Origin of the sequence: Mucilaginibacter aurantiaciroseus (assembly GCF_024055595.1) — a bacterium.
GTDB lineage: Bacteria > Bacteroidota > Bacteroidia > Sphingobacteriales > Sphingobacteriaceae > Mucilaginibacter > Mucilaginibacter aurantiaciroseus.
This window is the reverse complement of the sequence record NZ_JAMXOF010000004.1, coordinates 233225-256531: the sequence shown is the minus strand read 5'-3', so window position 1 is coordinate 256531 and position 23307 is coordinate 233225. Positions and strand designations below refer to the sequence as shown.

General features: G+C 43.0%; 25 protein-coding genes and 1 riboswitch. Of the genes, 15 read left to right on the top strand and 10 right to left on the bottom strand.

Annotation, left to right across the window (positions count from 1 at the left end; all coding sequences use genetic code 11):
- Nucleotides 1-39: 39 nt before the first annotated feature.
- Nucleotides 40-309 carry a DUF4834 family protein gene (locus tag NAF17_RS17105; RefSeq protein ID WP_252759241.1) on the top strand — a complete coding sequence of 90 codons (270 nt, stop codon included), beginning with the start codon at nucleotides 40-42 and terminating at the stop codon, nucleotides 307-309.
- Between the two features lie 479 nt (nucleotides 310-788).
- Entirely contained in the window at nucleotides 789-3176 is a 2388-nt protein-coding gene (locus NAF17_RS17100; protein WP_370341421.1) for a YfhO family protein, read from the top strand.
- Nucleotides 3177-3357: 181 nt separating this feature from the next.
- On the opposite strand, the gene NAF17_RS17095 is transcribed toward NAF17_RS17100, so the two are convergent.
- Complete coding sequence (locus NAF17_RS17095) at nucleotides 3358-4107, bottom strand: glycosyltransferase family 2 protein (protein ID WP_252759239.1); 750 nt, start codon at nucleotides 4105-4107, stop codon at nucleotides 3358-3360.
- Nucleotides 4107-5378 (bottom strand): glycosyltransferase, encoded by a 1272-nt coding sequence (locus NAF17_RS17090; protein WP_252759238.1) that lies wholly within the window; start codon nucleotides 5376-5378, stop codon nucleotides 4107-4109. The genes NAF17_RS17095 and NAF17_RS17090 overlap by 1 nt, the downstream gene beginning before the upstream one ends.
- A gap of 99 nt (nucleotides 5379-5477) precedes the next feature.
- On the opposite strand from NAF17_RS17090, the gene NAF17_RS17085 reads away from it, so the two are divergent.
- Together NAF17_RS17085 and NAF17_RS17080 are read left to right on the top strand one after the other, a co-directional pair.
- Complete coding sequence (locus tag NAF17_RS17085) at nucleotides 5478-6011, top strand: serine acetyltransferase (RefSeq protein ID WP_252759237.1); 534 nt, start codon at nucleotides 5478-5480, stop codon at nucleotides 6009-6011.
- The gene (locus NAF17_RS17080) at nucleotides 6011-6757 is read left to right on the top strand and encodes a class I SAM-dependent methyltransferase (protein ID WP_252759236.1); all 747 of its coding nucleotides are present in this window, start codon (nucleotides 6011-6013) and stop codon (nucleotides 6755-6757) included. The genes NAF17_RS17085 and NAF17_RS17080 overlap by 1 nt, the downstream gene beginning before the upstream one ends.
- Nucleotides 6758-6869: 112 nt before the next feature.
- Here NAF17_RS17080 and NAF17_RS17075 read toward each other — a convergent pair whose 3' ends face one another.
- A complete protein-coding gene (locus NAF17_RS17075; protein ID WP_252759235.1) occupies nucleotides 6870-7934 on the bottom strand; it encodes a branched-chain amino acid aminotransferase in 1065 nt (354 codons plus the stop codon).
- 108 nt (nucleotides 7935-8042) lie between these two features.
- Between NAF17_RS17075 and NAF17_RS17070 the strand changes: the two genes are divergently transcribed.
- Nucleotides 8043-8504 (top strand): hypothetical protein, encoded by a 462-nt coding sequence (locus NAF17_RS17070; protein WP_252759234.1) that lies wholly within the window; start codon nucleotides 8043-8045, stop codon nucleotides 8502-8504.
- On the opposite strand, the gene NAF17_RS17065 is transcribed toward NAF17_RS17070, so the two are convergent.
- Nucleotides 8505-8783: a hypothetical protein gene (locus NAF17_RS17065; RefSeq protein ID WP_252759233.1), complete on the bottom strand. Its 279-nt coding sequence runs from the start codon at nucleotides 8781-8783 to the stop codon at nucleotides 8505-8507. It lies immediately after the preceding gene.
- Nucleotides 8784-8826: 43 nt separating this feature from the next.
- The gene (locus NAF17_RS17060; protein ID WP_252759232.1) at nucleotides 8827-9780 is read right to left on the bottom strand and encodes a tryptophan 2,3-dioxygenase family protein; all 954 of its coding nucleotides are present in this window, start codon (nucleotides 9778-9780) and stop codon (nucleotides 8827-8829) included.
- 86 nt (nucleotides 9781-9866) lie between these two features.
- Nucleotides 9867-9931, top strand: a riboswitch (Fluoride riboswitch).
- A gap of 24 nt (nucleotides 9932-9955) precedes the next feature.
- Between NAF17_RS17060 and NAF17_RS17055 the strand changes: the two genes are divergently transcribed.
- Nucleotides 9956-11284: a voltage-gated chloride channel family protein gene (locus tag NAF17_RS17055; RefSeq protein WP_252759231.1), complete on the top strand. Its 1329-nt coding sequence runs from the start codon at nucleotides 9956-9958 to the stop codon at nucleotides 11282-11284.
- 71 nt (nucleotides 11285-11355) lie between these two features.
- Nucleotides 11356-11826 carry a universal stress protein gene (locus NAF17_RS17050; protein ID WP_252759230.1) on the top strand — a complete coding sequence of 157 codons (471 nt, stop codon included), beginning with the start codon at nucleotides 11356-11358 and terminating at the stop codon, nucleotides 11824-11826.
- A gap of 106 nt (nucleotides 11827-11932) precedes the next feature.
- On the opposite strand, the gene NAF17_RS17045 is transcribed toward NAF17_RS17050, so the two are convergent.
- From NAF17_RS17045 to NAF17_RS17035, 3 genes are all read right to left on the bottom strand, one after another.
- Entirely contained in the window at nucleotides 11933-13222 is a 1290-nt protein-coding gene (locus tag NAF17_RS17045; protein WP_252759229.1) for an HAD-IB family phosphatase, read from the bottom strand.
- A gap of 108 nt (nucleotides 13223-13330) precedes the next feature.
- The gene (locus tag NAF17_RS17040) at nucleotides 13331-13543 is read right to left on the bottom strand and encodes a hypothetical protein (RefSeq protein ID WP_252759228.1); all 213 of its coding nucleotides are present in this window, start codon (nucleotides 13541-13543) and stop codon (nucleotides 13331-13333) included.
- Between the two features lie 42 nt (nucleotides 13544-13585).
- Nucleotides 13586-14029 (bottom strand): hypothetical protein, encoded by a 444-nt coding sequence (locus tag NAF17_RS17035; RefSeq protein WP_252759227.1) that lies wholly within the window; start codon nucleotides 14027-14029, stop codon nucleotides 13586-13588.
- Nucleotides 14030-14324: 295 nt separating this feature from the next.
- Here NAF17_RS17035 and ku point away from each other — a divergent pair, with 295 nt between their 5' ends.
- The 8 genes from ku to NAF17_RS16995 all read left to right on the top strand — a co-directional run bounded on the left by ku (nucleotide 14325) and on the right by NAF17_RS16995 (nucleotide 21612).
- Complete coding sequence (ku, locus tag NAF17_RS17030) at nucleotides 14325-15098, top strand: non-homologous end joining protein Ku (RefSeq protein WP_252759226.1); 774 nt, start codon at nucleotides 14325-14327, stop codon at nucleotides 15096-15098.
- Nucleotides 15091-15396, top strand: a complete 306-nt coding sequence (locus NAF17_RS17025) for a YciE/YciF ferroxidase family protein (protein ID WP_252759225.1) — start codon at nucleotides 15091-15093, stop codon at nucleotides 15394-15396. The genes ku and NAF17_RS17025 overlap by 8 nt, the downstream gene beginning before the upstream one ends.
- 142 nt (nucleotides 15397-15538) lie before the next feature.
- Nucleotides 15539-16237, top strand: coding sequence for a hypothetical protein (locus tag NAF17_RS17020; protein ID WP_252759224.1), 699 nt, complete (start codon nucleotides 15539-15541; stop codon nucleotides 16235-16237).
- Between the two features lie 165 nt (nucleotides 16238-16402).
- Complete coding sequence (locus NAF17_RS17015) at nucleotides 16403-16864, top strand: ferritin-like domain-containing protein (protein ID WP_252759223.1); 462 nt, start codon at nucleotides 16403-16405, stop codon at nucleotides 16862-16864.
- Between the two features lie 154 nt (nucleotides 16865-17018).
- Complete coding sequence (locus NAF17_RS17010; protein WP_252759222.1) at nucleotides 17019-17753, top strand: acyl-CoA desaturase; 735 nt, start codon at nucleotides 17019-17021, stop codon at nucleotides 17751-17753.
- Between the two features lie 181 nt (nucleotides 17754-17934).
- Entirely contained in the window at nucleotides 17935-19191 is a 1257-nt protein-coding gene (locus tag NAF17_RS17005) for a pyridoxal phosphate-dependent aminotransferase (protein ID WP_252759221.1), read from the top strand.
- A gap of 99 nt (nucleotides 19192-19290) precedes the next feature.
- On the top strand, nucleotides 19291-20001 hold the full coding sequence (locus tag NAF17_RS17000; RefSeq protein WP_252759220.1) for an SAM-dependent methyltransferase: 711 nt from the start codon (nucleotides 19291-19293) through the stop codon (nucleotides 19999-20001).
- Nucleotides 20002-20007: 6 nt separating this feature from the next.
- Complete coding sequence (locus tag NAF17_RS16995) at nucleotides 20008-21612, top strand: FAD-dependent oxidoreductase (RefSeq protein WP_252759219.1); 1605 nt, start codon at nucleotides 20008-20010, stop codon at nucleotides 21610-21612.
- Nucleotides 21613-21966: 354 nt separating this feature from the next.
- Here the strand turns inward: NAF17_RS16995 and NAF17_RS16990 are convergent, their stop codons facing one another.
- Together NAF17_RS16990 and NAF17_RS16985 are read right to left on the bottom strand one after the other, a co-directional pair.
- Nucleotides 21967-22491, bottom strand: a complete 525-nt coding sequence (locus NAF17_RS16990; RefSeq protein WP_252759218.1) for a hypothetical protein — start codon at nucleotides 22489-22491, stop codon at nucleotides 21967-21969.
- A 113-nt stretch (nucleotides 22492-22604) separates the two neighbouring features.
- The gene (locus NAF17_RS16985; RefSeq protein ID WP_252759217.1) at nucleotides 22605-23306 is read right to left on the bottom strand and encodes a LytR/AlgR family response regulator transcription factor; all 702 of its coding nucleotides are present in this window, start codon (nucleotides 23304-23306) and stop codon (nucleotides 22605-22607) included.
- Between the last annotated feature and the right edge of the window lies 1 nt (nucleotide 23307).

Sequence of the window (23307 nt, the reverse complement as noted above, 5' to 3'; positions counted from 1 at the left end):
ATATCATAATGAAACATTTTTTGCGTTATATGCTTATATTTGTACTATAAAATAAAATACCAGATGGGCTTGATCCGTTTTTTAATAATTGCCATTTGTTCGTTATATATCATCCGCAGCCTTGTGCGGATATTATTGCCTATGCTGTTTAATAGCGTCATTAATAAAACGCAGCAGCAAGCTCGCCAACAGCAAAATTATCAGCAGCCCAAGCCTGATGGCCGGGTGCGGGTAGATTATAAACCCGATGCAAAAAGTTCTGTTCCTGATTCTGAGGGAGAATTTGTAGATTACGAAGAAATAAAATAAACCAATGTTACCCGAAGGGCTATATAAACGCAGGCGCGGCCACAATAATACCCCGCCAACCGTACTGTTAATACTAACAAACTGTATTGTGCTGGCGTTATTAACGCAGTTGTTTACCGGCTGCAACACGATAAATAATTTTTTTTGGGTAGCCATTGCTGGCCTTGCATTTTATAATGTTTACAACATTCGCCGTAACCGCGGGGAATTTAATAAGCTTAACATTGTTGTTTATGTTGTCAGTATCATATTAATGATATTCATGTTCTTTTATTTAAGCAACCAACCCCATAATTGCTAAGTGAATATCTTATAAAAACTTATCGTTTCTAATCTCATTCAATTTTCTATTTTTGACGATTATAATTATTATCCCTAAAAGAGTTTAAATGAACAACTGGATCAAGCGGAATAGTGGGCATCTTATAGTCGCTGCAATATTTTTCGTACTAACATTTGCCTATTTCTTTAACCCTTTAATGCAGGGTAAAATAATGTACCAGGGTGATGTTTTGCAGGCCAAAGCCATGCAGAAAGAGATAATGGATGTTAAAGCCGCAACCGGCGAAGCCCCATTATGGACAAACCAAATGTTTGGCGGGATGCCAAGCTACCAAATTTGGGCCAAGTACGGCAAAAACGTAACCACATACGTTATTGATGCTTTAAAAACGGTTTTTCCTAATCCGGTTGATACCATTTTATTATACCTTTTTGGCGCATACTTTTTATTTTGCACCCTTAAACTGAATAACTGGCTGGCAGCAACGGGCGCTGTAGCGTTCGCGTTCTCTTCATATAACTTTATATATATCGAGGCGGGGCACGCTAACCAGGCTTACGCTATCGCATTCTTTGCACCAATAGTGGCCAGTATCATTCTTACGCTTAGGGGCAAATATATTACCGGTGGAGCATTAACCGCATTTTTCCTTGCGATGGAGATCCGCTCTAATCACGTGCAGATGACCTTTTACCTGCTATTGGCTATGGCCATTTTAGTAGGTATCGAGCTTTATCACGCCATTAAAGCAAAGCAAACCGCGCCGTTTTTAAAATCGATAGCTTACCTATCTGCTGCTACTATTTTGGCAGTCATCGTAAACGCAGGTTCTTTATGGACCACTTACGAATACAGCAAATACACCATCCGTGGTAAACCTAACTTGAAAAGCGAAACCGGTGCGGTAACCACAGGCCTCGATAAGGACTACGCTTATAACTGGAGTGAAAGCGTAAGTGAAGTTTTTACATTCTTTATCCCTAATGCATATGGTGGCGCCAGTGGTGCCCCTGCAGCCGAAGATTCTAAAGTTGTAAAAGTGTTGACTGAAAATCATGTAGACCCTGCGCAGGCACAACAATTTGCAAGCCAGCTATCTGTTTATTGGGGTAACAAGCCAAGCACAAATGGGCCATGGTATTTCGGGGCGATTGTATTCTTCCTTTTTGTTTTAGGATTATTGATTGTCAAAAACAGGATCAAGTGGTGGCTGTTATCAGCAGTACTTTTAAGTGTCTTCCTGTCGTTCGGTAAAAATTTACCGTTCCTGTCAGATCTTTTCTTTAACTACTTTCCGCTATATAATAAGTTCCGCGCGGTAGAGTCTACCTTAGTTATCGCATCATTATGCTTTCCAATACTGGGCTTCCTGGCGTTGAACGAGGTATTTGTAAATCGCGATAAGCCTTACATCTTTAAAAATGTAAAGCTGGCATTTTACATTACCGGTGGGTTAACGTTGGTAATGATCGCGGTTCCGGGTTTATTCCTGAGCTTTAAATCGATCGAGCATCAAACGTTAATAGGCGGCTTAACACAGGCTTTCCAGGGAAACACCCAAATGGCTAACCAGGTTGCAAACGCGTTAATAGAAGATCGCCAGGCTTTAGAGCGTGCCGATGCTATCCGTACTTTCATCTTTATCGCTTTAGCGTTTGGCTTGCTTTACATCGTCATCAAACAAAAAATAAGTTTAACATTTGCTTCGTTTGCCTTTATGGCAATTGTTTTGGTAGATATGTGGAGCGTTGACAAACGTTACTTAAAAGACGAAACTTTTGTTGATAAAGACACGTATTCGCAAGCTTATACACCTCGGGATATTGATGAATTTATCGTCCGCGATAAAGACCCGAATTTTAGGGTTATGGACCTAACCCTTGCTGATCCTTTCCGCGATTCGCGTTCATCTTACTTCTATAAAACAGTGGGCGGTTTCCATTCAGCCAGGTTAAGGCGTTTTGATGAGGTTATACAAAACCAGTTTACCAAGAGTATTAACCAGGATGTTTTGGATATGCTTAACGCTAAATACATCATTACTGCCGATCCTAAAACAGGTAGCCCGAGCATGCATGCCAACGCCACCGCTTGCGGCCACGCGTGGTTTGTAAAAAGCGTTAAATATGTAAAAGATGCCGACCAGGAAATGCAGGCTATCAGTAGTTTTTCGCCTAAAGATGAGGCTATGATAGACCAGCAGTACAAAAGTATTGTTGAGGCAAAACCTATAGGTGCTACCGTAAACGGTACTATCGAATTAACCAGCTACAAGCCGGATCATTTGACTTACCAAACCGGTTCAACATCTAACCAGGTTGCGGTATTCTCCGAGATCTATTACGATAAAGGCTGGACAATGTACATCGATGGTAAAGAGCAACCCTACTACCGTGCCGATTATTTGTTGCGTGCAGCTACTATCCCGGTAGGTAACCACAAGGTTGAATTTATTTTCCATCCAACATCATATTACGTTGGCGAGAATATCTCTTTAGTGGGTTCTATATTGCTGATACTGGCCTTAGCCGGCGCAGTATATGCGGAACGTAAAACAAAAAAACCGGAGTTAGCGAAAGCATAATTACGGATTTGAGTATATGAAAAGAGCGATGGGGTTTACCTATCGCTCTTTTTTTTGTTAATGCTATCGCGAGCTTTCAGCTCGTGATGCGCACAAGGTCAGCTTTCAACTGACGTAAGCAGAATGCTTACACTATACCGTATCACGAGTTACGCTACGCTAAACTCTCGACAGCGATTATTTAATCATTCGTCCGTTTATTCTTCAACCAATACCAACCCAAATTAAAAGCGATAACCGCGTGGTTAAGCACCGTTGGTATTAATCCATAATGGCGTTTCATGATGTCAAAGCGTTCTAAAAGGCTTTGTTTATGTTTTGCTTTAGACATGCCTCCCACCAAATATTTAGCCACATAACCATCCACCTTAACAATTTTGATAGCTTTTTTTGCTGCGCGGATGATCCAATCTATATCGGCGCTTAGCTGATATTTGGGGTCGTACGGCGAAGTGAGTGAGCGCCTGATGTAAATAGCCTGGTGGCTTATGCTCATGCCAAATTTAAAGCCCCGCCAGGTAAAATCATCTGGTGCCTTGTGGCGGCGTTGACCGAGGCTTTCGCGTTCGTCATTCACCATTTCGGTTTCGCCGTAGTAGATGTCGGCATCGGGGGCGGTAGCGAAAACTTTAGCAACGGTATCGTTGCCGTAAAATTCATCTCCCGAGTTCATGAAGATCACATAGTCGCCGGTGGCAAGAGCGAGGCCTTTGTTCATGGCGTCATAAATCCCCTTGTCTTTCTCGCTGATGAGTTTAGCTATGCGGCTTTCATGGCGTTTAATGATCTCTAATGTACCATCATTTGATGCGCCATCCACTACAATGTATTCTACAGCGTCGTAAGTTTGATCAAGCACCGAAAGCAGGGTTCGCTCGATATCCCTGGCATTATTGTAAACGATGGTGATAACAGATAACACACGTTTCATTATTCAGGGGAGTTTAGAACAGACTTATACAAGTCGATATATTGCCTCGCCACCTTCTCGTTATTAAACATGCGTTTTACCTTGTATCTCGCGGCAGCGGCATATTTATCTCGGTTGGCGGTATTTAGCACATCGTTAAGACCGGCTGCCAGATCGGTTGATGATTTAAACTCGGCCATGTAGCCATTCACCTGGTGGTCTATCAGGTCGGGGATGCCACCGGTATTAAAGGCTACCACAGGTGTGCTGCAACTCATTGCCTCCATGATCATGTTGGGCAGGTTATCCTCAACAGCGGGCGAAACAAAAACGTCGGCCATGCTGTAGATCTCAGCAAGGTCGGCAGGTGAGGTTATGGTATTTAATTGTTTAACCGGGAAGTGAAGGGTGCTTGTATCGAAGTGCTTGTTCTTACCGAAGATCACTATCTCCACAGCCTCGTTGGCATATTTATCTTTTAATATCTGCAAAGCATTTACCAAGAAGCTAATACCTTTACGCCTGTCGTTGATATTGGCAGCACCAAACAGGATTATTTTAGCAGCCGGATCAACGCCCCATTTAGCACGTGCTACAGCCTTATCTTTATGTGCGAATAATTCGATGTCGATAGGGTTAGGAATGGCCTGTATAATAAACCCTTTGAGCAGGGTGCTTTTCATGGCTACTTCGCCCAGCCAATGGCTGCAGGTTACAACAGATAGGTTTTTAGCGATGCTGAGCATATCCTTTTTATCAACCCAACCATCGTGCGAAATATCATTATCCTCCGGGTTACGCAGAAAATAGCAATTGCCACACTGGTTTTTAAAATGGTTACACGGGCCTGCATAATGGCAACCGCCGGTAAAGGCCCACATATCGTGTAGCGTCCAAACAATAGGTTTGTTAAGGGCGATAAGTTTTTTTACGTCGTTGATGGACAGGAAACCGGAGTTTGTCCAGTGCAGATGAATAATATCTGCCTCTTTAATCACTTTCGATTGGCTGATATCGGTACCGGCGTTGGCTGGTGAAAAGGCAAACCTAACCTGCTTATCCCGCTCCTGAAAAAGCATAAAGGGGATGCGTTCCAGCAGGAAGTTGATGTTAGACCGCAGTTTGCCGAAGATGTTGCGCTCAACGGTGTAAACAGCATCTTCCGCACGTTTTTTATGCTGAACCACCATGGTAACATTTACCTGTTGCAGTTGCAGGGCTTTTAACAAGCGCATGCAAGCCTCGGCAGCGCCGCCGCCAGAATCTGATGTATTGATGAGTGCGACCTTCATTTATCGGGGCAAGTATAATGATACTAAAATTAAAAATTTTACTTTTGAATGCTTCATTAATATCAAAATGAAGTTTAACAGCAAAACCGCCAAGCAACAATGAACTTTTTAGCCTATTTATTCCAGGATTGGAGTGCCAACCGGGGCAATATAAAAGGGCAGCTGGTTTTGTTTTTGTTTCGCTCGGTGCAAATCGTTAACCGCAACATCATCCTAAAGATACTGTTTTGCTGGCACCTTATCATGTATCGCATTGTTGTGGAGTGGCATTTGGGTATCGAACTTCCCCGAAAACTTACCGCAGGTAAAGGCCTTATTGTTTACCACGGGCAGGCATTGGTGGTTAACCAGGGGGTAATCATCGGCGAAAACTGTGTGTTACGTAACTGTGTTACCATCGGCCACAAAAAACTGGCTAACGGCACGTTTACCGCGTGCCCGCGTTTAGGTAATAATGTGGATGTTGGCGCCAACGTTTGTATTATTGGCGATGTTACCATAGGTAATAATGTAACTATTGGCGCAGGCGCGGTAGTTATAAAAGATATACCTGATAACTGCGTGGCAGTAGGCAACCCGGCGCGCATATTGGAACAAAAAACTGAGGCGGAAACCCGTATTGAAAATAGTTAATGGAGAATAACTTAACAGATCGTACCTTTTGGAAATCGTTTTGGGAATCGCGCAAGGGGCTGATATTTAAACTAAAGCCTAATTATGTTTTTGGGGATATTTTAGGCAAACTGATAGCCGAAAAAGGCATTAAGAATGCTATTGAACTGGGTGGATTCCCGGGGTATTATTCTATCTATCTGAAAAAATACAAGGGATTAAAAACCACATTGCTTGATTATTTCATCCACCCCGAGCTGGTTAACAAATTGCTTGCAGCTAACGATCTTAAGCTCGGCGATATCGGTATTGTAGAAGCCGACCTGTTCACTTATCAGCCACCCGAAAAGTTTGACATGGTGCTTTCATTTGGCTTGATAGAGCATTTTAACGATACCCAGTTTATCATAAACGAGCACCTAAAGTTTTTAAAGCCCGGCGGAACGTTGTTCATTACACTGCCCAATTTTAAAAGTGTTAATGGCTGGGTGCAAAAGAATTTTGATAAAGACAATTACGACAAGCACAACATCAACAGCATGGACCTCGACCTACTGCGCGATAGTTGCAAAGCCCTTGGCCTAAAAGATATTAAAGCCTACTACCACGGCAAATTTACTGTATGGCTGGAGAATAAATCAGAACAGAAATCACTGTCTAAAGCTATTGTAAAAGCTATTTGGGTGGCAGGTAAGGTATTCACCAAGGTCATCCCTGTGGATAGTAAAGCACTTTCGCCATATATTGTGGTGGAGGCGACGGTGTAGGGCCACCCTTTTTTCTCCGTGCCTCGCAATGACGTGGTTTATTATTAGACGTAACAAAAACCAAATAAGCCCCGCATTTCTGCAGGGCTTATCTATATAATTCAATTTGTAATTATACCATGTAATTCCAGCCGTTGGTATCTTCGGTACGGCCGTATTTGATGTCATCAAGGGTTGATAATACCCGTTTAGAAAATTCGCGTGTTGCAGGGTCGCTCAAAAAGTATTCCTCACCTTCAAAGCTTATTGATGCTACTGATGCAATAGTTGCAGCAGTACCGGCACCAAAAGCATCGGTTAGTTTACCGTTTTTAGCGCCTTCTATCAATTCAGCAACAGACACCTTGCGCTCTTCAACCGGGATGCCCCAGCTTTTGGCTAAAGCAATAACCGTATCGCGGGTTACGCCGTCGAGGATGGTGTCTTTAGCTTCGGCAGTGATCAGTTTACCATCTAAAAGGAACATCGCGTTAGCGGCACCCATTTCTTCGATGTATTTATGTTCTTTGGCGTCTGTCCAAATCAATTGATCAAAGCCCTCTTCGGTTGCTTTGCGGGCAGGCAGCATAGATGAACCGTAGTTACCGGCAGCTTTCGCGTAACCCATACCACCTTCGGCAGCGCGGGTGTAATGCGTTTCTATTTTAACCCTTAGCGGTTTTGAAAAGTACGGGCCAACCGGGCCAATAATAACCATGTATTTATATGTAGCCGATGGCGTTACGCCCAAATAGGGGTCGGTAGCGAACATGAACGGACGAATGTATAAAGCGTGGTTAGCTTTTGCAGGGATCCAATCGCGGTCAAGATCAACCAGGGCGGCAATAGTTTGCACAAAAAGCTCTTCGGGCAGGGTAGGCATACAAAGGCGCTCTGCCGATTTGTTAAAGCGAGCGGCGTTCTTGTCCGGGCGGAAGATAGAAGCCTTGCCATCGGCATGTTTGTATGCTTTAATGCCTTCAAAAAACGACTGTCCATAATGCAGCGAAGAAATTGCCGGGCTCATTAGAATTGGGCCGTATGGCAGGATCTCGAAATTTTTCCATTCGCCATCAATGTAATCTGCAGAAAACATGTGGTCAGAGAAAACCTTGCCAAAGGGCAGGGTGTTAAAATCTGTCTCAGCTAAACGTGAGTGAGCAGCTTTGGTGATTTTTATGTCCAGTGTGTCGGTCATGGTAGTAGAATAAATAAATCTGAAAGTGGCAAGTTAAAAATTTTTGAGCGATTATTTATTTTTTAAAGCTTTTGAACGCTATATTACAGCAAATTAACAAAACCCTACATGCCCGAATACAAACTTAGTGCCGAAGGAAATGCAAAACTCAAAAAAACCTGGACCTATACCATCTTAGCATCTTACATTGTAATAATTGCCATTTTTGCCTTTAACCTGCTTTACCGGGGCGGTAGTACCACTAATATCATTACTTTCACGATCATATTTATGGCGCTGATAGCCGGGTTTGTTTACGGACAAAAAAAATATTTCAAAGGTATTGACGCAACAAAATTGACTATTAATCACGAGAAAATAGTGTTGCATACGCTGAACCAACCCGACGTAGCCATAAACCTTGCGGATATCAAAAAAGTAACCCATCGCGGCCCGAACATATTTTTGGTAAATAAAATTCCAAAGAAAAACTCATTGACCATCATCAACAAGTTTGAGCGCTTTTATGAGATAGAAAAATTGGTTAATGATGCGGCAGAGGCGAACAACCTGCAGCCAACCGCTATATAGCTATCCGTTTATATAGTTTACCAAAAAGCCGATCAAAGCGGCAACCGGGATAAACACAAGGATAAAGCCAACCATGTTCCAATAAAACTTTTTTAATTTGGTGGAGAACACCGCGAACGCTACCGTTGTGAGAAAGTATGGTAGAATAACTATGAAAGCAAAATAGTAAAGTGACAAACCTATTGTCTCTCCATCACCGTGGTGAGTAAAGTCGTAGTAAGCGATTTGTCCCATCCAGCACCACAATATTGTGTAAATACCACAAAGTATTATGGCCATAGGATGCTCTTTAAAGCTGGCCGAAATAGTTTATTTGGCATTGTTATAACTCGCTTATTACTTTATCTACCCAGGCTTTGCCCCAGTTCTCCAGTTCGTAGGCACTCCATAAAGAAGGATAAAAAATGCGGCGCTGGAAACGCGGAGGCAGGTATTTCTGCCAGTTGGTGCCTCCGGTTGCCTTGATTTCTTCAGGCTCGCGGTGCAGGTAGCGCACGGCAGATTTGTAGTGACTTAGCGGCCAGTTCACATTCACGTTTACATCAAGCTGCCTTAGCTGCTCTTCTAATGTATTGGTGCTTTCGCTTTTGTGTTTAAACTGCTGTAATAGCGAGTTAAAGTTGGTATTGCTTACCTGTTTGCCAAGTTCGATAAAGGTTTTGGCGTATTTTTTCTCGAACTGATTTAAAGTCAATGTTCTTTTACCGGTAGACAACTCCGTCGCGCCATACTTCCAGTAGATCTGTTCAAATTGATACTCGACAGGGGCGCCGGCTAATTCCTGTCGATGGTCTGGCGCTACAAGGTTTATAAAGTCGGTAGCGTAAATTTCTATTAAACGGTACTGGCCGCTTTGGAAACCGCTGGCCGGTAGCAAACTCATGCGGAATTGCAGAAACTGCTCCTTCTCCATCCCATCCACCATAATTTCGAATGAATTGGTAAGCGCTTCAAAATAACGGTTAATGCGTTTGATACGGGCGGTGAAGAAATCCACCGTAAGTTTTTCATGTTCCGATATCTGCTTGCACTCGTGCAGGCTCAGCTTAAAGTACAGCTCGGTGATCTGGTGATACATAATAAAGATCTCCTCATCCGGGAAGGGTGTTTTTGGGCTTTGCAGGCTCAAAAGCGTATCCAGGTGAATGTAATCCCAATAGGTAAGAAAGTCAGCATGCAGCAGGCCATCCAGGTAGGATGTCATATCCTGGCCCATGGCGTTGTATTTTTCCTGCAGCAGCGTAAGCCTTTTTTCTATTTCGGGAGAGATGCTCATGCTTCAAAGATAGTAGTCTTAAGTCAAAAGCCGAAAGTCGTTCGGGTCGATCAAAATAATTCCGAAATAATAATACATTTGTGTTATACAAACAAGGCAATGGTGTTCTGCCTACTTGAACCGCTGCAAAGCTGATGACGCCTACCCCAAATATTTGTTTATTTGCACGTAGGTTATGTTTAAAAATATCGTCTCAAACTCCATTTCGCTTATAAAGTATCTCGTCCGCTGGGGGGGTATCATCGTTCCGGTTGCTGCGGCAATTGGTAGTGTAGTGGCTTTTTTTCTGTGGCTGTTAAGCTGGGCTATCCATTTCCGCTTTGCGCATACATGGTTACTGTACCTGCTACCTGCCGCCGGTGTGGTTATCCACCTGCTGTATAAATGGTATGGCAAAAGTGCCGAACGGGGCAATAACCTTATTATCGACGAGATTCATCAACCCGGTGCAGGAGTGCCAAAACGAATGGCACCGCTTATTTTAGTTACAACCGTTATTACCCATCTTTTCGGTGGCTCGGCAGGGCGCGAGGGTACGGCCGTACAAATTGGCGGCAGCCTGGCCAACCTATTTGGCAGTTGGTTTAAAATGAACGAGTCCGATAAAAAAATCATCCTATCAGCAGGCGTTGCCGCGGGCTTTGGGGCTGTATTTGGTACGCCGCTTACTGGTGCCATCTTCGCGCTGGAGGTGATTGTTATTGGCCGTGTACCTTATAAAGCTTTTTTTGCCTGTTTGATTGCGGGGTATGTAGGTGATATCACGGTATCGTTATGGGGCATCCACCATACGCTTTACCATGTTGAAATTGTAAACACCGGGCAAACATTTTACGGTATTCACCTACCTGTTAGCTTTTGGCTGTTAGCAAAAGTGATATTAGCATCTGCCATATTTGGCGGGGTTAGTTATGCCTTTGTACAGGCAGTGCACCTTGTGAAAAATTTTTCGCTTAGGTGGATCAAAATCACCTGGGTGATACCTGTTGTTGGCGGCCTTGCCATAATAGGCCTTACGTATATTTTGGGCAAGCCCGACTACCTGGGCCTTGGCGTTGATGCCGAATATATTGGCGCGGTAACCATTGCATCCGCTTTTCAGCATGCCGGGGCGGACGCATTCAGCTGGCTCTGGAAACTGGTTTATACCGCCATAACTTTAGGCACAGGTTTTAAAGGAGGAGAGGTTACGCCGCTGTTTTATATCGGTTCGACGTTGGGTAACAGCCTTGCCGAACTGATGAACGCGCCGGTCGGCCTGTTTGCTGCTTTGGGTTTTATAGCTGTATTTGCCGGGGCTACCAATACGCCGCTGGCCTGTACCTTATTGGGGATAGAGCTTTTTGGTGGCGAATATGCCATCTTCTTCGCGATAGCATGTTTTACAGCATATTTTTTTAGTGGCGATGGCGGCATTTATTCGGCGCAAAAGGTGGACCTGTCTAAAGCAGGCCTCACCAAAAGCAAATATCTGAAAAGGATGTTTGGCAAATACAGACTGTAGCATTTGCATCTTTTACTAAAACATATCGGTATTTGATTGTTTAGTAAGGATATATCAAAACCCTAGCAGCCATGAAAATTAGTAAGATACTTATTGGGATAGACGACAGCAAGTTTGCCGAATATGCCGCATCATACGGGTTTGATATCGCCCATACTTTTAATGCACATGTTGGCCTGGTTCATATTGTAGAGCCTGCTGTTATTGCAGATATCACGAATGATACTATTATGGGCTTGCCTATACAAAGGGATGATTATAACGAGGTAAATATACTCAGCATCCAGAAAGAGCAGGCGAATAACATTATAGAACGTACAATCGAAAAATATGCGAAAGGTTTAGAGGTTACCTGTTTCAATGAATATGACTCCACTGCCGACGGTATTTTAAGCTGTAGTAAAGAATTTAAAGCAGACCTGATCGTAATAGGTACCCATAGCCGAAGCGGCATAGATCGCCTGTTGATGGGCAGTGTAGCAGAAAGCGTTGTTCGTAATGCGCAGGTGCCGGTACTTGTGGTGCCGTTGGTAAAGGAGTAAAAAACTATGTCATTGCTACCGGTAGCGTTGCAATCTCATAGCATAAGCAAATGTGCTGAGTTTGGCGGCGTCACCGCGTTCCTTGCAATGGCATGCTGCGCTTATCCTAATACAGTAACCGAAATTTTATCGTTTGCTCAATCGCTTTCAGCTCGTTTAATACCTCGGTGTCGTAACCGGTGTTAACGTCGGTAATTACGTAACCAATTTGCGGGTTGGTAACTAAAAACTCACCTACTATATTAATGTTGTGGTTTGCAAATACCTCGTTGATCTGCGCCAGTATCCCCGGTACATTCTTATGGATGTGAATTAACCTGTGGGCATTATTGATCCGCGGGGGCTGCAGGTCAGGGAAATTACAGCTCATGTGGGTTTTACCCTCGTTCATAAAAGCAATTACCCTGCGGGGGATAAAATCGGTATTGCGGGGGTTAGCTTTAGGGTCATCGAATATAATGATGCCCTTTTCGCATGCAGCTTCGGCAAGCTTGCGGTTCACGCGGCCAAAACAGCCAATTACTTTTAAGCGCCCCGCATTTTCTAACTGCTCGGGTTTTGGCAGGTTTGTCTCGTCGCAAAATAAAACACCGGCCTCGTCTAAATATTTTTCTTCTATGCTATCGCAATGGCGGAAGTTGTAGCCCTCGCGCTTCATCTGGCCCAATGCTTCTTCATCAATATCGCCAATAACTAAACATTTAATGCGGTTTTTTGGGTATGATATCGCCCTTGGCAGTTTGTTGATATATAAAAATTCGTCGAAACTTGGGGTAATATGATCTGCTTTTTCGGCAACAGATTTACGTTCGATGTTCTCCGTAAAAGCAAAGAATTTTTTGATCATCCCCGATTCCTTCAGCTGGAAATCCGAGTACCCATCACCAATACCAAAGATCTCTCCCGGCAGGTTCAATTCCTTCAAAAGCTTTACCTTGCCGCCCTCTTGCGATAGTGGGTTTTGGCGGTCGTAGCCTACAATGTTGCCCTCTTCATCAAACACAAAGGTGTTGGCGTATATGTTCTCTTTTTTAATATGATACTCGGTAACCACCGGTGTGATGAACTCCTTAAAACCGCCGGATACGATAAGTACTTCATCCTGGTGGTTCTTGAAAAACACGGTGTTACGTGAGAACGAGGTGGATACCTTTTTCTTTAAATGGGTGATCAGCATTTTCAGGTGGTCGCGATTGGCGCAAAGCAGTTTCACGCGCTGCTCCAGGCTATCGGTGAACGATAAGCGGCCTTCCATAGAAGCATTGGTAAGGTCTTCTATCTGTTTATAGATAGCTTCACGGTCGGGATGATTTTTTAAAGATATGCGGGCTAACTCGTCTAAGGCTTCTACCTGGGTAAAGGTGCTGTCGAAATCTATTATAAAATACTGCTCCATTTGGGTGTGCGATGCTGAGCTGCAAATGTGCAAAAAATGATTGAGGCAGCAACCAGAAAATCATCCACATTGAGTGTTCATTTTCAACAGGAAGCAGACGTTGCCTACTTATAAAGCAAAAAAGAGTGACCGTGCCCCCCGTGCAGCACCCTTCTTTAAAACTAAATAAAAGAAGCCTTTATTTAGTTGTGTTTGCGGCTGTAGCCCGTTTGTTTGTACCAGGTTGTTAATCAATTTTGAATTAAAGGCGATTTTTTGCCTGATGGCGCCAATGTTGCTTTTGATGTACATTGATGATTTTAAGCCTTTGATGCCTTTCATTAAACCGGCGCTTTTAATTTGGCCGGCCAGGGTGATTGGGTCTTATGATGATTTTAACAGGCTAGAACTTATTTCAAGGCAAAGTTTAGAAAAGCCTAACATTTGATTTGGCGTTAAAGGTTTTACTTCGGTGGCCGGCAGGCCATCAAGTGTTTGGCCGGTTACGTTTGTATACATTTGTGGCAACATATGGTGGTTCTCTTTTAAATGGGTCATCATGGTGGTAACCGGGTTAGCTAAAGCTTCAACACCTGCAATCCCAACTTCTTTCGGTGCTTTTATATTATTTGCTTTTGTCAAAGTTTTTTCGAAATCTTCCGATTTTAGCATCGCAACCAGCTCGGCACGCTGTGCTTTCAGTTCGTCGATAGTTAAAACTTTGGTGTCTTTAATTTCTGCCGGTTTTTCGGCTACAGTTTCATCTTGTGCTTTTGCAGCAAAGCATAAAGTTAATGCGAATACTGCGCTAAGTAATAGCTTTTTCATAATATTTTAGTGTTTAGTTTGTGGTTGTAAAGTTTATATTATCAGTGCTTTACAACAATCCCCTTGTAGCGGTATATTAAAATACGTACTAATACGCATGTCATATTTGTAAGTTGAAGCATGTATTGACGGTTTAACATTTTAATTGGCTTGAATTCTTTTTTTCTATAAATGACGATGCATATTTTTAAGATCAGGAGCGGTTGAAATAGTATTTAATTGTAGTGCCACAATTCATTTCAAAAACTGTAGGCTCTTTAATTAGTTATACCAGGTAGCATTAAATTATAAGGTTATGAGGTCCATCTGGAAAGGTACATTAGGGTTTGGGTTGGTAAGCATCCCGGTTAAATTATATTCGGCAGTGCAAACCAGCAGTATCGACCTGGATATGCTGGATGCCCGCGACCACGAGCGCATCCGGTACCATCGTGTTAACGAGAAAACTAACAAAGAGGTGCCTTACGATAAAATTGTAAAAGGCTATAAAATAAATGACAACGACTACGTGATAGTAGAAGAAGCCGACTTTGAAGCTGCCGCGCCCGAGAAAAGTAAGGTGGTAGAGATAGAAAGCTTTGTTGACATTGCCGGCGTTAATCCCATGTTTTATGAAACATCATATTATACTGAGCCAGATACCAAAAATAATAAGGCTTATGCGCTATTACTCCAGGCACTAAAAAAATCCGGCAAGGCGGGGCTGGCTCGTTTTGTATTGCGCAGCACCGAAAGCCTTTGTATTGTGCACCCTGTAGATAATGTATTGGTGATAACCCGCATCCGTTTTGGGCAGGAGATCCGCAGTACCGGGGATTTGAATATAGCTGATGACGTTACTGTAAGCAAAAAGGAACTGGATGTTGGCCTCACCTTGATAAATCAGTACGCGGAAGATTTTGATGTATCTAAGTTTAAGGATGAGTATAATAATGAGTTGCTCAAGATCATCAAGGCTAAAGCAAAAGGTAAACGACCTATCATCAAAAAGCTTAAACCACGTGTAACCAAAAGCGATGACTTATACGAGCAGCTGATGAGCAGCCTAAAAACTAAGAAAGGTGCATAGTTTTTTTCAAGCAGCAACATCAGATGAACTGCGTAACGCGATTGAATTACACATCAAGCAAACCGAAAATCAAATTATCCGATTAGATTCGGTATTTGAGTCAATAGGTGAAAAAGCTGTAGCAAAAAAATGTGAAGCTATGGCCGGCCTTATTAAGGAATCTGAAGAAATTGTTAAAAGTACCGAAGACGGAAGCATCATACGTGATGCAGGTATCATATCAGCCTGTCAAAAGGTTGAACATTACAAAATTGCTTCATACGGCACGCTTAAAACCCTTGCAGGTGTATTAGGCTAAACTGAAAAGAGGCTGCCCGAAAGGTCGGTCTCTTTTCAGTTTATATTAGACTAAGATAAAATACATTAGTCATATTGCGAATTTGCGGGGTGGCTTGATTTAGTTATCTTTAACAATACTATTAACTACTAAATTATAAAGGTTGAAAAAATATTTACCTATTCTCCTCCCGGTTATTGTCTTGTGCTTCGGCTCTTGTAAAAAAGACGCTGTTGACTATACAGGATACACCGCTTCCGGAACCTTAACTAATACCCCCGGTACCAATACCAACGCTAACGATAGTTATTTGCCAACTTCAACAGGTAGCTCTTGGATATATGAAAACAACCTTACAGGCACTGTAGAAAGCACAGAAGCCCATATTTCGGGCATGATTATTCCTATTAATGGCCAAAATTATTACGAAGTTAGAAGTGCTACCAAGGGCAAAGAGAACACCCTGCAATACTATTATGTAAAAGATAAAAAGTATAAGATAATGGCTACCACAGTGCAGGAAAAAGTTACCGTCGAGTTTTTTCTGTTGGATGATAACCTTAAAGTTGGTGACAAGTGGACGGCAAAAATGTCTCCGAATGGTTTAGTAAATGGGGTTCCCGGCCGAACAGTAAGCAAAATCATCGAATCGGGAATTACCAAAACGGTGCTTAATAAAACCTACCAAAACGTGATACATACCCACATGACTGTACAATACGATTTTGGCTTGGGTGACGGGTTTCGGGATTATGGTGCTTATGATTACTACCTGGCTAAAGGAGTTGGATTGATCCAAACCGATGCCGAATTGTTTGGCTTTAAGAGCTCTACTTATTTGTCCAGTTACACTATTAAATAACAAATACATATAATAATATAAACGGCTCCCGAGAATTTGGGGAGCCATTTATTATTAAAAAGTTATAAACCTTTGGTTGTAATTTTTTTGTTAATTTTTTTAATTAAAAATTAACCGTGGCATGGTGGTTGTATTGGTAGTACCAAACAAAATATAATAACTACCATGGAAACTACATCAGAAAAATCAGTAGAAGTATTAAACGACTTAATAGAAATTAATAATGACCGTATTGACGGTTTTGACCGCGCATCAAAAGATTTAGGCGAAGCAGACGTAGACCTTAAGGCCGTATTTGACCAGTTTGCAAGTGATAGCCGCAAAAATGTACAGGAACTAAGCCAGGCAGTAGGCCAGGCAGGCGGCGAGGTTGAAACAGGTAACACCGCAACCGGCACCATTCACCGCGCATGGATAGATATTAAAGCTACTTTTACCGGACACGACCGTAAAAGCATTTTAGAAGAATGCGAACGCGGTGAGGATGCCATCATAAAAGCATACCGCGACGCATTATTTGAAGATAATGGTTTAGCGCCACAATTTGCTGCCGTTGTTGCACAGCAGCAACAAGCTATTAACGAAGACCATGATCGTATCAAAGCTTTAAGAAATAGCCAGTTATAAGCCTAAGTAAATTCTTTTTTTAAAGCCGTCCGCTAACTAGCGGGCGGCTTTTGTCATAAAATGGTTTTGTTACCACAATTTTAAATCCCAAATAAGGTTTTAATCGTATGTTTGTAATCATTATAAATAATACATCTACGTTAAAGCTAATTTTGTGATTATATTAATTTTCTTTCTTGGGCACTGGTTTCTGTCGTTGTTCTTTCAAACATTTTTTCTGCACAGATACGCCTCTCATAAAATGTTTACTACCAATAAATTTTTTGAACGTACGTTTTACGTTATGACTTACGTTTTCCAGGGTTCGTCATACCTAAACCCGCGTGCATATGCAATTATGCACCGCGAGCATCATGCGTATAGCGATACAGAGAAGGATCCGCACTCTCCACACTTCTTTACAGATGTGTTCCAGATGATGTATTACACGGCTGTGAGCTACCGCAAACACGAAAAAAAGTTAAAAGAACCCGAAGAACGTTTTATGGGCAACTACCCTGAGTGGAAGTTTCTTGATTACGTAGGCTCATCTATCGTATCACGTATCATATTTGGGTTATTATACATTGCTTTTTATGTAGCATTTGCTACACATTGGTGGATGTTTTTACTGATCCCTATACACCTTATAATGGGCCCGTTGCATGGCGCTATTGTAAACTGGTGCGGCCACAAGTATGGTTACTCAAATTTCGATAACAACGATAAATCAAAAAATACAACTCCTTTTGATTTTCTGATGCTTGGCGAATTGTTTCAGAACAATCATCACAAGCGCCCTAATAGCGCAAATTTTGGTGCAAAATGGTTCGAAATTGACCCTGTTTACCCCATCATGAAACTGATGCACTGGGCAAGGATAATCAGGTTGAGAAAAGCGTATTTATAAAAGCGCAAAGCTTAAAAGTAAAAGGCGAAAGGTTATAAACTTTTCGCCTTTTCTGTTTCGCCTCATCACGTCCCTCGCTTTAAGAAAGGGGAATAAATCTCAAATAATATAATAAAGTCTTTCCTTTCGGGAGAGATTTAGAGGGGGCTTTGCTATCTTTGCCATCAGTAAAATTCTACAAATGAAAGTATCAGTATTAGCGCAAAATTTAAGCGGATCCGAGATCATCAAGATAGCGGGTGAAATTAACGAATTAAAAAAGCAGGGACAAAACATTGCCAACCTAACCATTGGCGATTTCGATTCTAATATTTACCCTATCCCAACCGAACTAAAGGATGGTATTATTGATGCTTATAACCATAACCAAACCAATTACCCGCCTGCCGATGGTATGCTTAGCCTGCGCGAAAGCGTATCGGCATTCCTGAAGAACAGGATGGGTTTGGAGTACGCCGTTAACCAGATCCTGATCTCGGGTGGTTCACGCCCGTTGATATATTCTGCCTATTTAGCTCTGGTTGATCCGGGAGATAAGGTGGTTTTCCCTACGCCATCATGGAACAATAACCACTATTGTGATTTGACCGGTGCCGAAGCTGTTTTGGTAGAAACCCGCCCTGAGAATAATTTTATGCCTACGGCTGATGAAATTGCACCTCATTTAAAAGGCGCGACAATGCTGGCATTATGCTCGCCGCTAAACCCTACAGGTACCATGTTTGGTAAAAAAGACCTGGAGCAAATTTGCGACCTGGTAATTGCCGAAAATAAAAGCCGCGGTGCAGATGAAAAACCATTGTACTTGCTGTACGATCAAATCTATTCGCAATTAACCTTTGGCGAATACAAACACTACGACCCGGTAACCCTGCGCCCGGAACTGAAAGATTATACCGTGTTTATAGACGGTGGCTCTAAATGTTTTGCCGCTACAGGTGTACGCGTAGGCTGGGGCTTTGGCCCAACCGAAATTATCAGCAACATGAAAGCCATTGTTGGCCACATGGGTGCATGGTCGCCAAAGGCAGAGCAGGTTGCCATGGCCGAATATTTGGAGAATGAAACTTACGTTGATACTTACCTTGATAAACTGAAAAGCGGCATCCAAGCCAGTTTAACTACCCTACACGAGGGTTTCCAGGCATTAAAGGCCGATGGTTTTTCTGTTGATTCTATTGAGCCAATGGGAGCCATTTACTTGACCATTAAGGTTGATTATACCGGCAAAACCACCCCTGAAGGACAGGTGTTAAATAACAGTGCCGATGTAAACTTTTACCTCATTAAAGAAGCTAAAGTTGCCTTTGTGCCATTCTCGGCCTTTGGTACAGGCGATGATGTAACCTGGTTCAGGGCATCGGTAGGGGCAAGCACGTTGGAAGATATCCGGCAAATGATTCCACGCATTCGCGAAGCGCTTGCGAAATTAAAATAATTAATCCGCCTCCTCTAAATCTCCCCTCGGTTGGGGAGACTTGGAAAGCCCTCCAATTCAGGGAGGGTTGGGTGGGGCATAACTCAAAATAAAAGAAACATGGCTCACGGAACCCTCTTTTTAATACCTGTACCACTTGCAGACGAGGCCGCGGCCCAATCATTTACGCCCTATTTGGTTGATACCATTAACAGCGTAAAGGAATATATTGTAGAGAACGAAAAAACCGCCCGTCGCTTTTTAAAGCTGGCCGGTTTAAAAACCCCGCAAAGCGAACTGGTGATTCACGATTATGGCAAACACAACCGCGATGCAGGCCTAAAAGAGTTTTTAAAAGGGTTGATTGCCGGTAACGATGTTGGCCTGATGAGCGAAGCGGGCTGCCCAGGTATTGCCGACCCCGGTGCTGACATCGTAGCCGAGGCGCATAAAAAAGGCATCAAGGTTGTTCCCTTGGTTGGCCCGAGCTCTATTCTGCTTGCGCTAATGGCGTCTGGTTTTAACGGACAAAGCTTTACGTTTAATGGTTACCTGCCTATAGATAAGATAGAGCGCAGCAAACGCATCAAAGAACTGGAAGCCCTTGCAGAGAAGAGCCACCAAACGCAAATGTTTATCGAAACACCGTTCCGTAACGATAGCATGCTGCAGGAAGTTTTAAAAAGCTGCAAGCCAACAACCCGCCTTTGTATTGCCTGCGATATTACCGCCCCAACAGAATTTATCAAAACATTACCTATAAGCGAGTGGTTAAAACAAGTGCCCGATCTTCGTAAGCGCCCGGCCGTCTTCTTATTATTCCACGCTTAAAATGAAATGATAACCCTGCCGCAACATACCAATGTACTAATTGTAGGCGCAGGGCCTTCGGGACTGATGATGGCTGCCCAATTACTGCGAAATGGCGTGCAGCCGATCATTATCGATATTAAACAAGGGCCGACAAACCAATCAAAAGCATTGGCGGTGCAGGCCCGCTCGCTCGAGATCTATCGCCAGTTAGGTGTTATAGATAAGGTGATCAGCGGAGGCAAACAGGCCGGCGGCATGGCCTTTAACATGGGTGGCGAACTACTGGCAGCCATTACGCTAAAGGATGTGGGAAATACCCAAACGCTGTATCCTTTCATCCACCTGTATCAGCAAAGTAAAAACGAGCGCACCCTTTTAGAATACTTAACCACCGCATGCTGCCCGGTTTATTGGGAAACTACGCTCATCAGCCTAAAGCAAAATAAAGACACGGTTGAAGTTACCGTACAAAACGGCGACACCACGCATAACCTTACCTGCGATTATGTTGTAGGTGCCGATGGCGCGCATAGCGTAGTGCGTAAGCAATTAGCCATTCCGTTTAACGGCGATACTTATCAGCACAAATTTTTCCTGGCAGATGTGAAGTTGGCAAGCGAAATGCCGGATGACATCCTGAATATGTTCCTCGCCAAAAATAGTTTCGCTGCATTTTTCCCAATGCCAGAGGAGCGGTCGTTCAGGATTGTTGCCAGTTTGCCGGATGGGTTAGAAGATAAGGGAGATCTGAACATTGAAGATGTGCTACCCGATCTGAAAGCCACCACGGCAATTGATGTTCATATAGAACAGGTAAACTGGTTCACCATATACAAACTGCACCACCGCATGGCCGATAGGTTTAGCGATGGCCGCTGCTTTTTAATTGGTGATGCCGCGCATATCCATTCGCCGGTTGGCGGGCAGGGGATGAATACAGGTTTGCAGGATGCCTATAACCTAAGCTGGAAACTGGCTGCTGTAATAAACGGACAGATCAAGGAGGCTATACTTACCAGCTATGCTATCGAACGCGTGCCGGTAGCTAAAGATTTGCTTAACACTACTGATAGGATTTTCAATATCATTACCTCTCGTACCTGGTTTAATGGTTTGTTGAAGCGTTATGTAGTGCCTAACGTGCTCAAATTATTCTGGAAAAATGAGAAGCTGCGCGAATTTTTTTTTCGCCGGGTATCACAAACGTGCATTAGCTATCGCGACAGTAAAATAAACCTGCAGCTTAGCCGGGATACCAAAATAAAAGCCGGCGACCGCCTGCCATACCTCAAAATCTTCGACGAGAAGAAAAAGACCGAAACCGATATCCACGCCTGGTGCAGTAAACCTGGTTTTACGTTGATTACCCTTGGCGAGATCAAAGAAGATTACCTGTTCACCCTTGCCAAATGGATAACGCAGGATTACCAGGGCAACATTAACTTTTTCCATCTGCCGCCGTCAAATACCAACTGGCATGTGTTTGAAGCTTTTGAGGTAAAGCCCGGTATGCGCAAAGCCCTGCTCATTCGGCCGGACTTGCACATTGGGTATATGAATGATTTGGTAGATATCGGGATGATGAATAATTACCTGCGTAATGTGGTCGGCTTCATCGCCCAAAAATAAAAAAATCGACTGCTACTCGCACAGCCGGGCTAAACACAGAATTTTTATGACGCCATTAGGTAATTTACGCTTGATACAAACAGGCTGATGTCTAAAGGTTTTACAAACATGGCGGCGCAGTTGCATAATATCGTCCACGACAGATAAAATTCGGTTGTCCTTATCCAGTATCAGAATAGATTTTTTGTGATGCTAAAGTTTCCATGAAAATTATTTTAAGTTTCGTCAACGTATCATCATAAACTATCTATCCGGTATGTATATCAGGAAAATTATAAAATAAGTATCCCGCTCATACCCCCGGGGCACTTAACAAACCTATTATGAAAAAATTACGTGTATGCTTTTTGAAAATTAGTTGGCCAAAACCTTATGGCCGTTTAGCTTCGTGCTGGTTGTTTCCCGGTAGCTGCTGATGGACAGGCCATCCTGTAGCTTAATAGTGAAGGTTTCCTCGCTATCGCAGGTGCCTAATACCATGTATTCGCCAAAAGTGTTAAGGAGGGCAAGTTCGCCGGTAATATAGTTAAGGGCAACTTTGTGGGCTGCCATAGTGGTAGTGTCCGATTCTATCAGTTCAAATTTGGGTACCTCAAAGGTGATGCTGTTGCCCAGGTTGTCGCTAAGCGCCGGGATCTTGTTTTTTAGCATCTCTATAAAATAACCAATGGCAAAGCTCAGCTTATAATGCAGCGAATTGGCGCGGCCGTCGTTATTCTTCATTTCGCTGAAAGTTTTTAAACGATTATCTGGGTTGTATGCCTGCGATTTTAGCAGAAATTCCTGGTAGGATGCAAACAGCACATTCTTTTCAAAATCGGTGCCCGATGCCGCGTCGATAACCTGTTTGTAAGTGAGTTTTATAATTGCCTTTGACATGATAAATTAAAAGGGGTGAACGCTTTATAATTAATGTAAATATAGGGCAGGGGGGCAGGCTACGGAAGGGAGTGTCGGTAAATGGCAGGTATGTGTCGACTATCCGGTCTTTTTCATCTTAATTTCATCCAGCGGCGGGCAAAATTGGCATAACTATCGCTGATGGGCAGTTCAATAGCGGGCAATTTTAGCTTGCGGTTTTGGATAGAGATGATTTTGCTTACCGGTACAATATAGCTGCGGTGGATGCGCTGAAATTTATCTTCGGGCAGTTTTTCCAACACCTTTTTAAGCGGCATCAGTGTAAGCACGGTTTTATCAAACTGCAGGTGGATCTTGATGTAATCCTCCATGCTTTCAATATACTCTATATCCTTCAGCGCTATTTTAACCATACGGTATTCCGAGTATACGTATAGGTTTTCGTCTTCGCCCTGTACGGTAGTGGCTGTTTTGTAACGTAAATAATCAGCGGCTTTTTCAATGGCTTTGCTAAAGCGTTTTACGTCTATTGGTTTCAGCAGGTAGTCAATGGCCTCCAATTCGAACCCTTCAAAAGCAAAGTTCTTATAAGCGGTGGTAAATATTACCATAGGTTTGCTTTCGAGCGAACGCACCAGGTCTATCCCCGTAATATCGGGCATGTTAATATCTACAAAAAGTAAGTCTACGGGATTATCGCGCAAGTATTCCGCGCCAGATACGGCATCTTCAAAGGTTTGCAGTAACTGTAGGGATGGAAACCGCGAAACGTAATTTTTGATCAGTTCAAGCGCAAGGGGTTCGTCATCAATGGCAACACATTTTAAAACCATA

Bases quoted from the DNA above. Each gene is read 5' to 3' on its own strand.
- NAF17_RS17085 (WP_252759237.1), top strand. From the start codon at position 5,478: ATGAACTTTTTAGCCTATTTATTCCAGGATTGGAGTGCCAACCGGGGC.
- NAF17_RS17100 (WP_370341421.1), top strand. From the start codon at position 789: ATGCAGGGTAAAATAATGTACCAGGGTGATGTTTTGCAGGCCAAAGCC.
- NAF17_RS17050 (WP_252759230.1), top strand. From the start codon at position 11,356: ATGAAAATTAGTAAGATACTTATTGGGATAGACGACAGCAAGTTTGCC.
- NAF17_RS17035 (WP_252759227.1), bottom strand. From the start codon at position 14,029: ATGAAAAAGCTATTACTTAGCGCAGTATTCGCATTAACTTTATGCTTT.
- NAF17_RS17070 (WP_252759234.1), top strand. From the start codon at position 8,043: ATGCCCGAATACAAACTTAGTGCCGAAGGAAATGCAAAACTCAAAAAA.
- NAF17_RS17080 (WP_252759236.1), top strand. From the start codon at position 6,011: ATGGAGAATAACTTAACAGATCGTACCTTTTGGAAATCGTTTTGGGAA.
- NAF17_RS17040 (WP_252759228.1), bottom strand. From the start codon at position 13,543: ATGAAAGGCATCAAAGGCTTAAAATCATCAATGTACATCAAAAGCAAC.
- NAF17_RS17060 (WP_252759232.1), bottom strand. From the start codon at position 9,780: ATGAGCATCTCTCCCGAAATAGAAAAAAGGCTTACGCTGCTGCAGGAA.
- NAF17_RS16995 (WP_252759219.1), top strand. From the start codon at position 20,008: ATGATAACCCTGCCGCAACATACCAATGTACTAATTGTAGGCGCAGGG.
- ku (WP_252759226.1), top strand. From the start codon at position 14,325: ATGAGGTCCATCTGGAAAGGTACATTAGGGTTTGGGTTGGTAAGCATC.
- NAF17_RS17055 (WP_252759231.1), top strand. From the start codon at position 9,956: ATGTTTAAAAATATCGTCTCAAACTCCATTTCGCTTATAAAGTATCTC.
- NAF17_RS17045 (WP_252759229.1), bottom strand. From the start codon at position 13,222: ATGGAGCAGTATTTTATAATAGATTTCGACAGCACCTTTACCCAGGTA.
- NAF17_RS17090 (WP_252759238.1), bottom strand. From the start codon at position 5,378: ATGAAGGTCGCACTCATCAATACATCAGATTCTGGCGGCGGCGCTGCC.
- NAF17_RS17015 (WP_252759223.1), top strand. From the start codon at position 16,403: ATGGAAACTACATCAGAAAAATCAGTAGAAGTATTAAACGACTTAATA.
- NAF17_RS16985 (WP_252759217.1), bottom strand. From the start codon at position 23,306: ATGGTTTTAAAATGTGTTGCCATTGATGACGAACCCCTTGCGCTTGAA.
- NAF17_RS17075 (WP_252759235.1), bottom strand. From the start codon at position 7,934: ATGACCGACACACTGGACATAAAAATCACCAAAGCTGCTCACTCACGT.
- NAF17_RS17005 (WP_252759221.1), top strand. From the start codon at position 17,935: ATGAAAGTATCAGTATTAGCGCAAAATTTAAGCGGATCCGAGATCATC.
- NAF17_RS17095 (WP_252759239.1), bottom strand. From the start codon at position 4,107: ATGAAACGTGTGTTATCTGTTATCACCATCGTTTACAATAATGCCAGG.
- NAF17_RS16990 (WP_252759218.1), bottom strand. From the start codon at position 22,491: ATGTCAAAGGCAATTATAAAACTCACTTACAAACAGGTTATCGACGCG.
- NAF17_RS17000 (WP_252759220.1), top strand. From the start codon at position 19,291: ATGGCTCACGGAACCCTCTTTTTAATACCTGTACCACTTGCAGACGAG.
- NAF17_RS17065 (WP_252759233.1), bottom strand. From the start codon at position 8,783: ATGGCCATAATACTTTGTGGTATTTACACAATATTGTGGTGCTGGATG.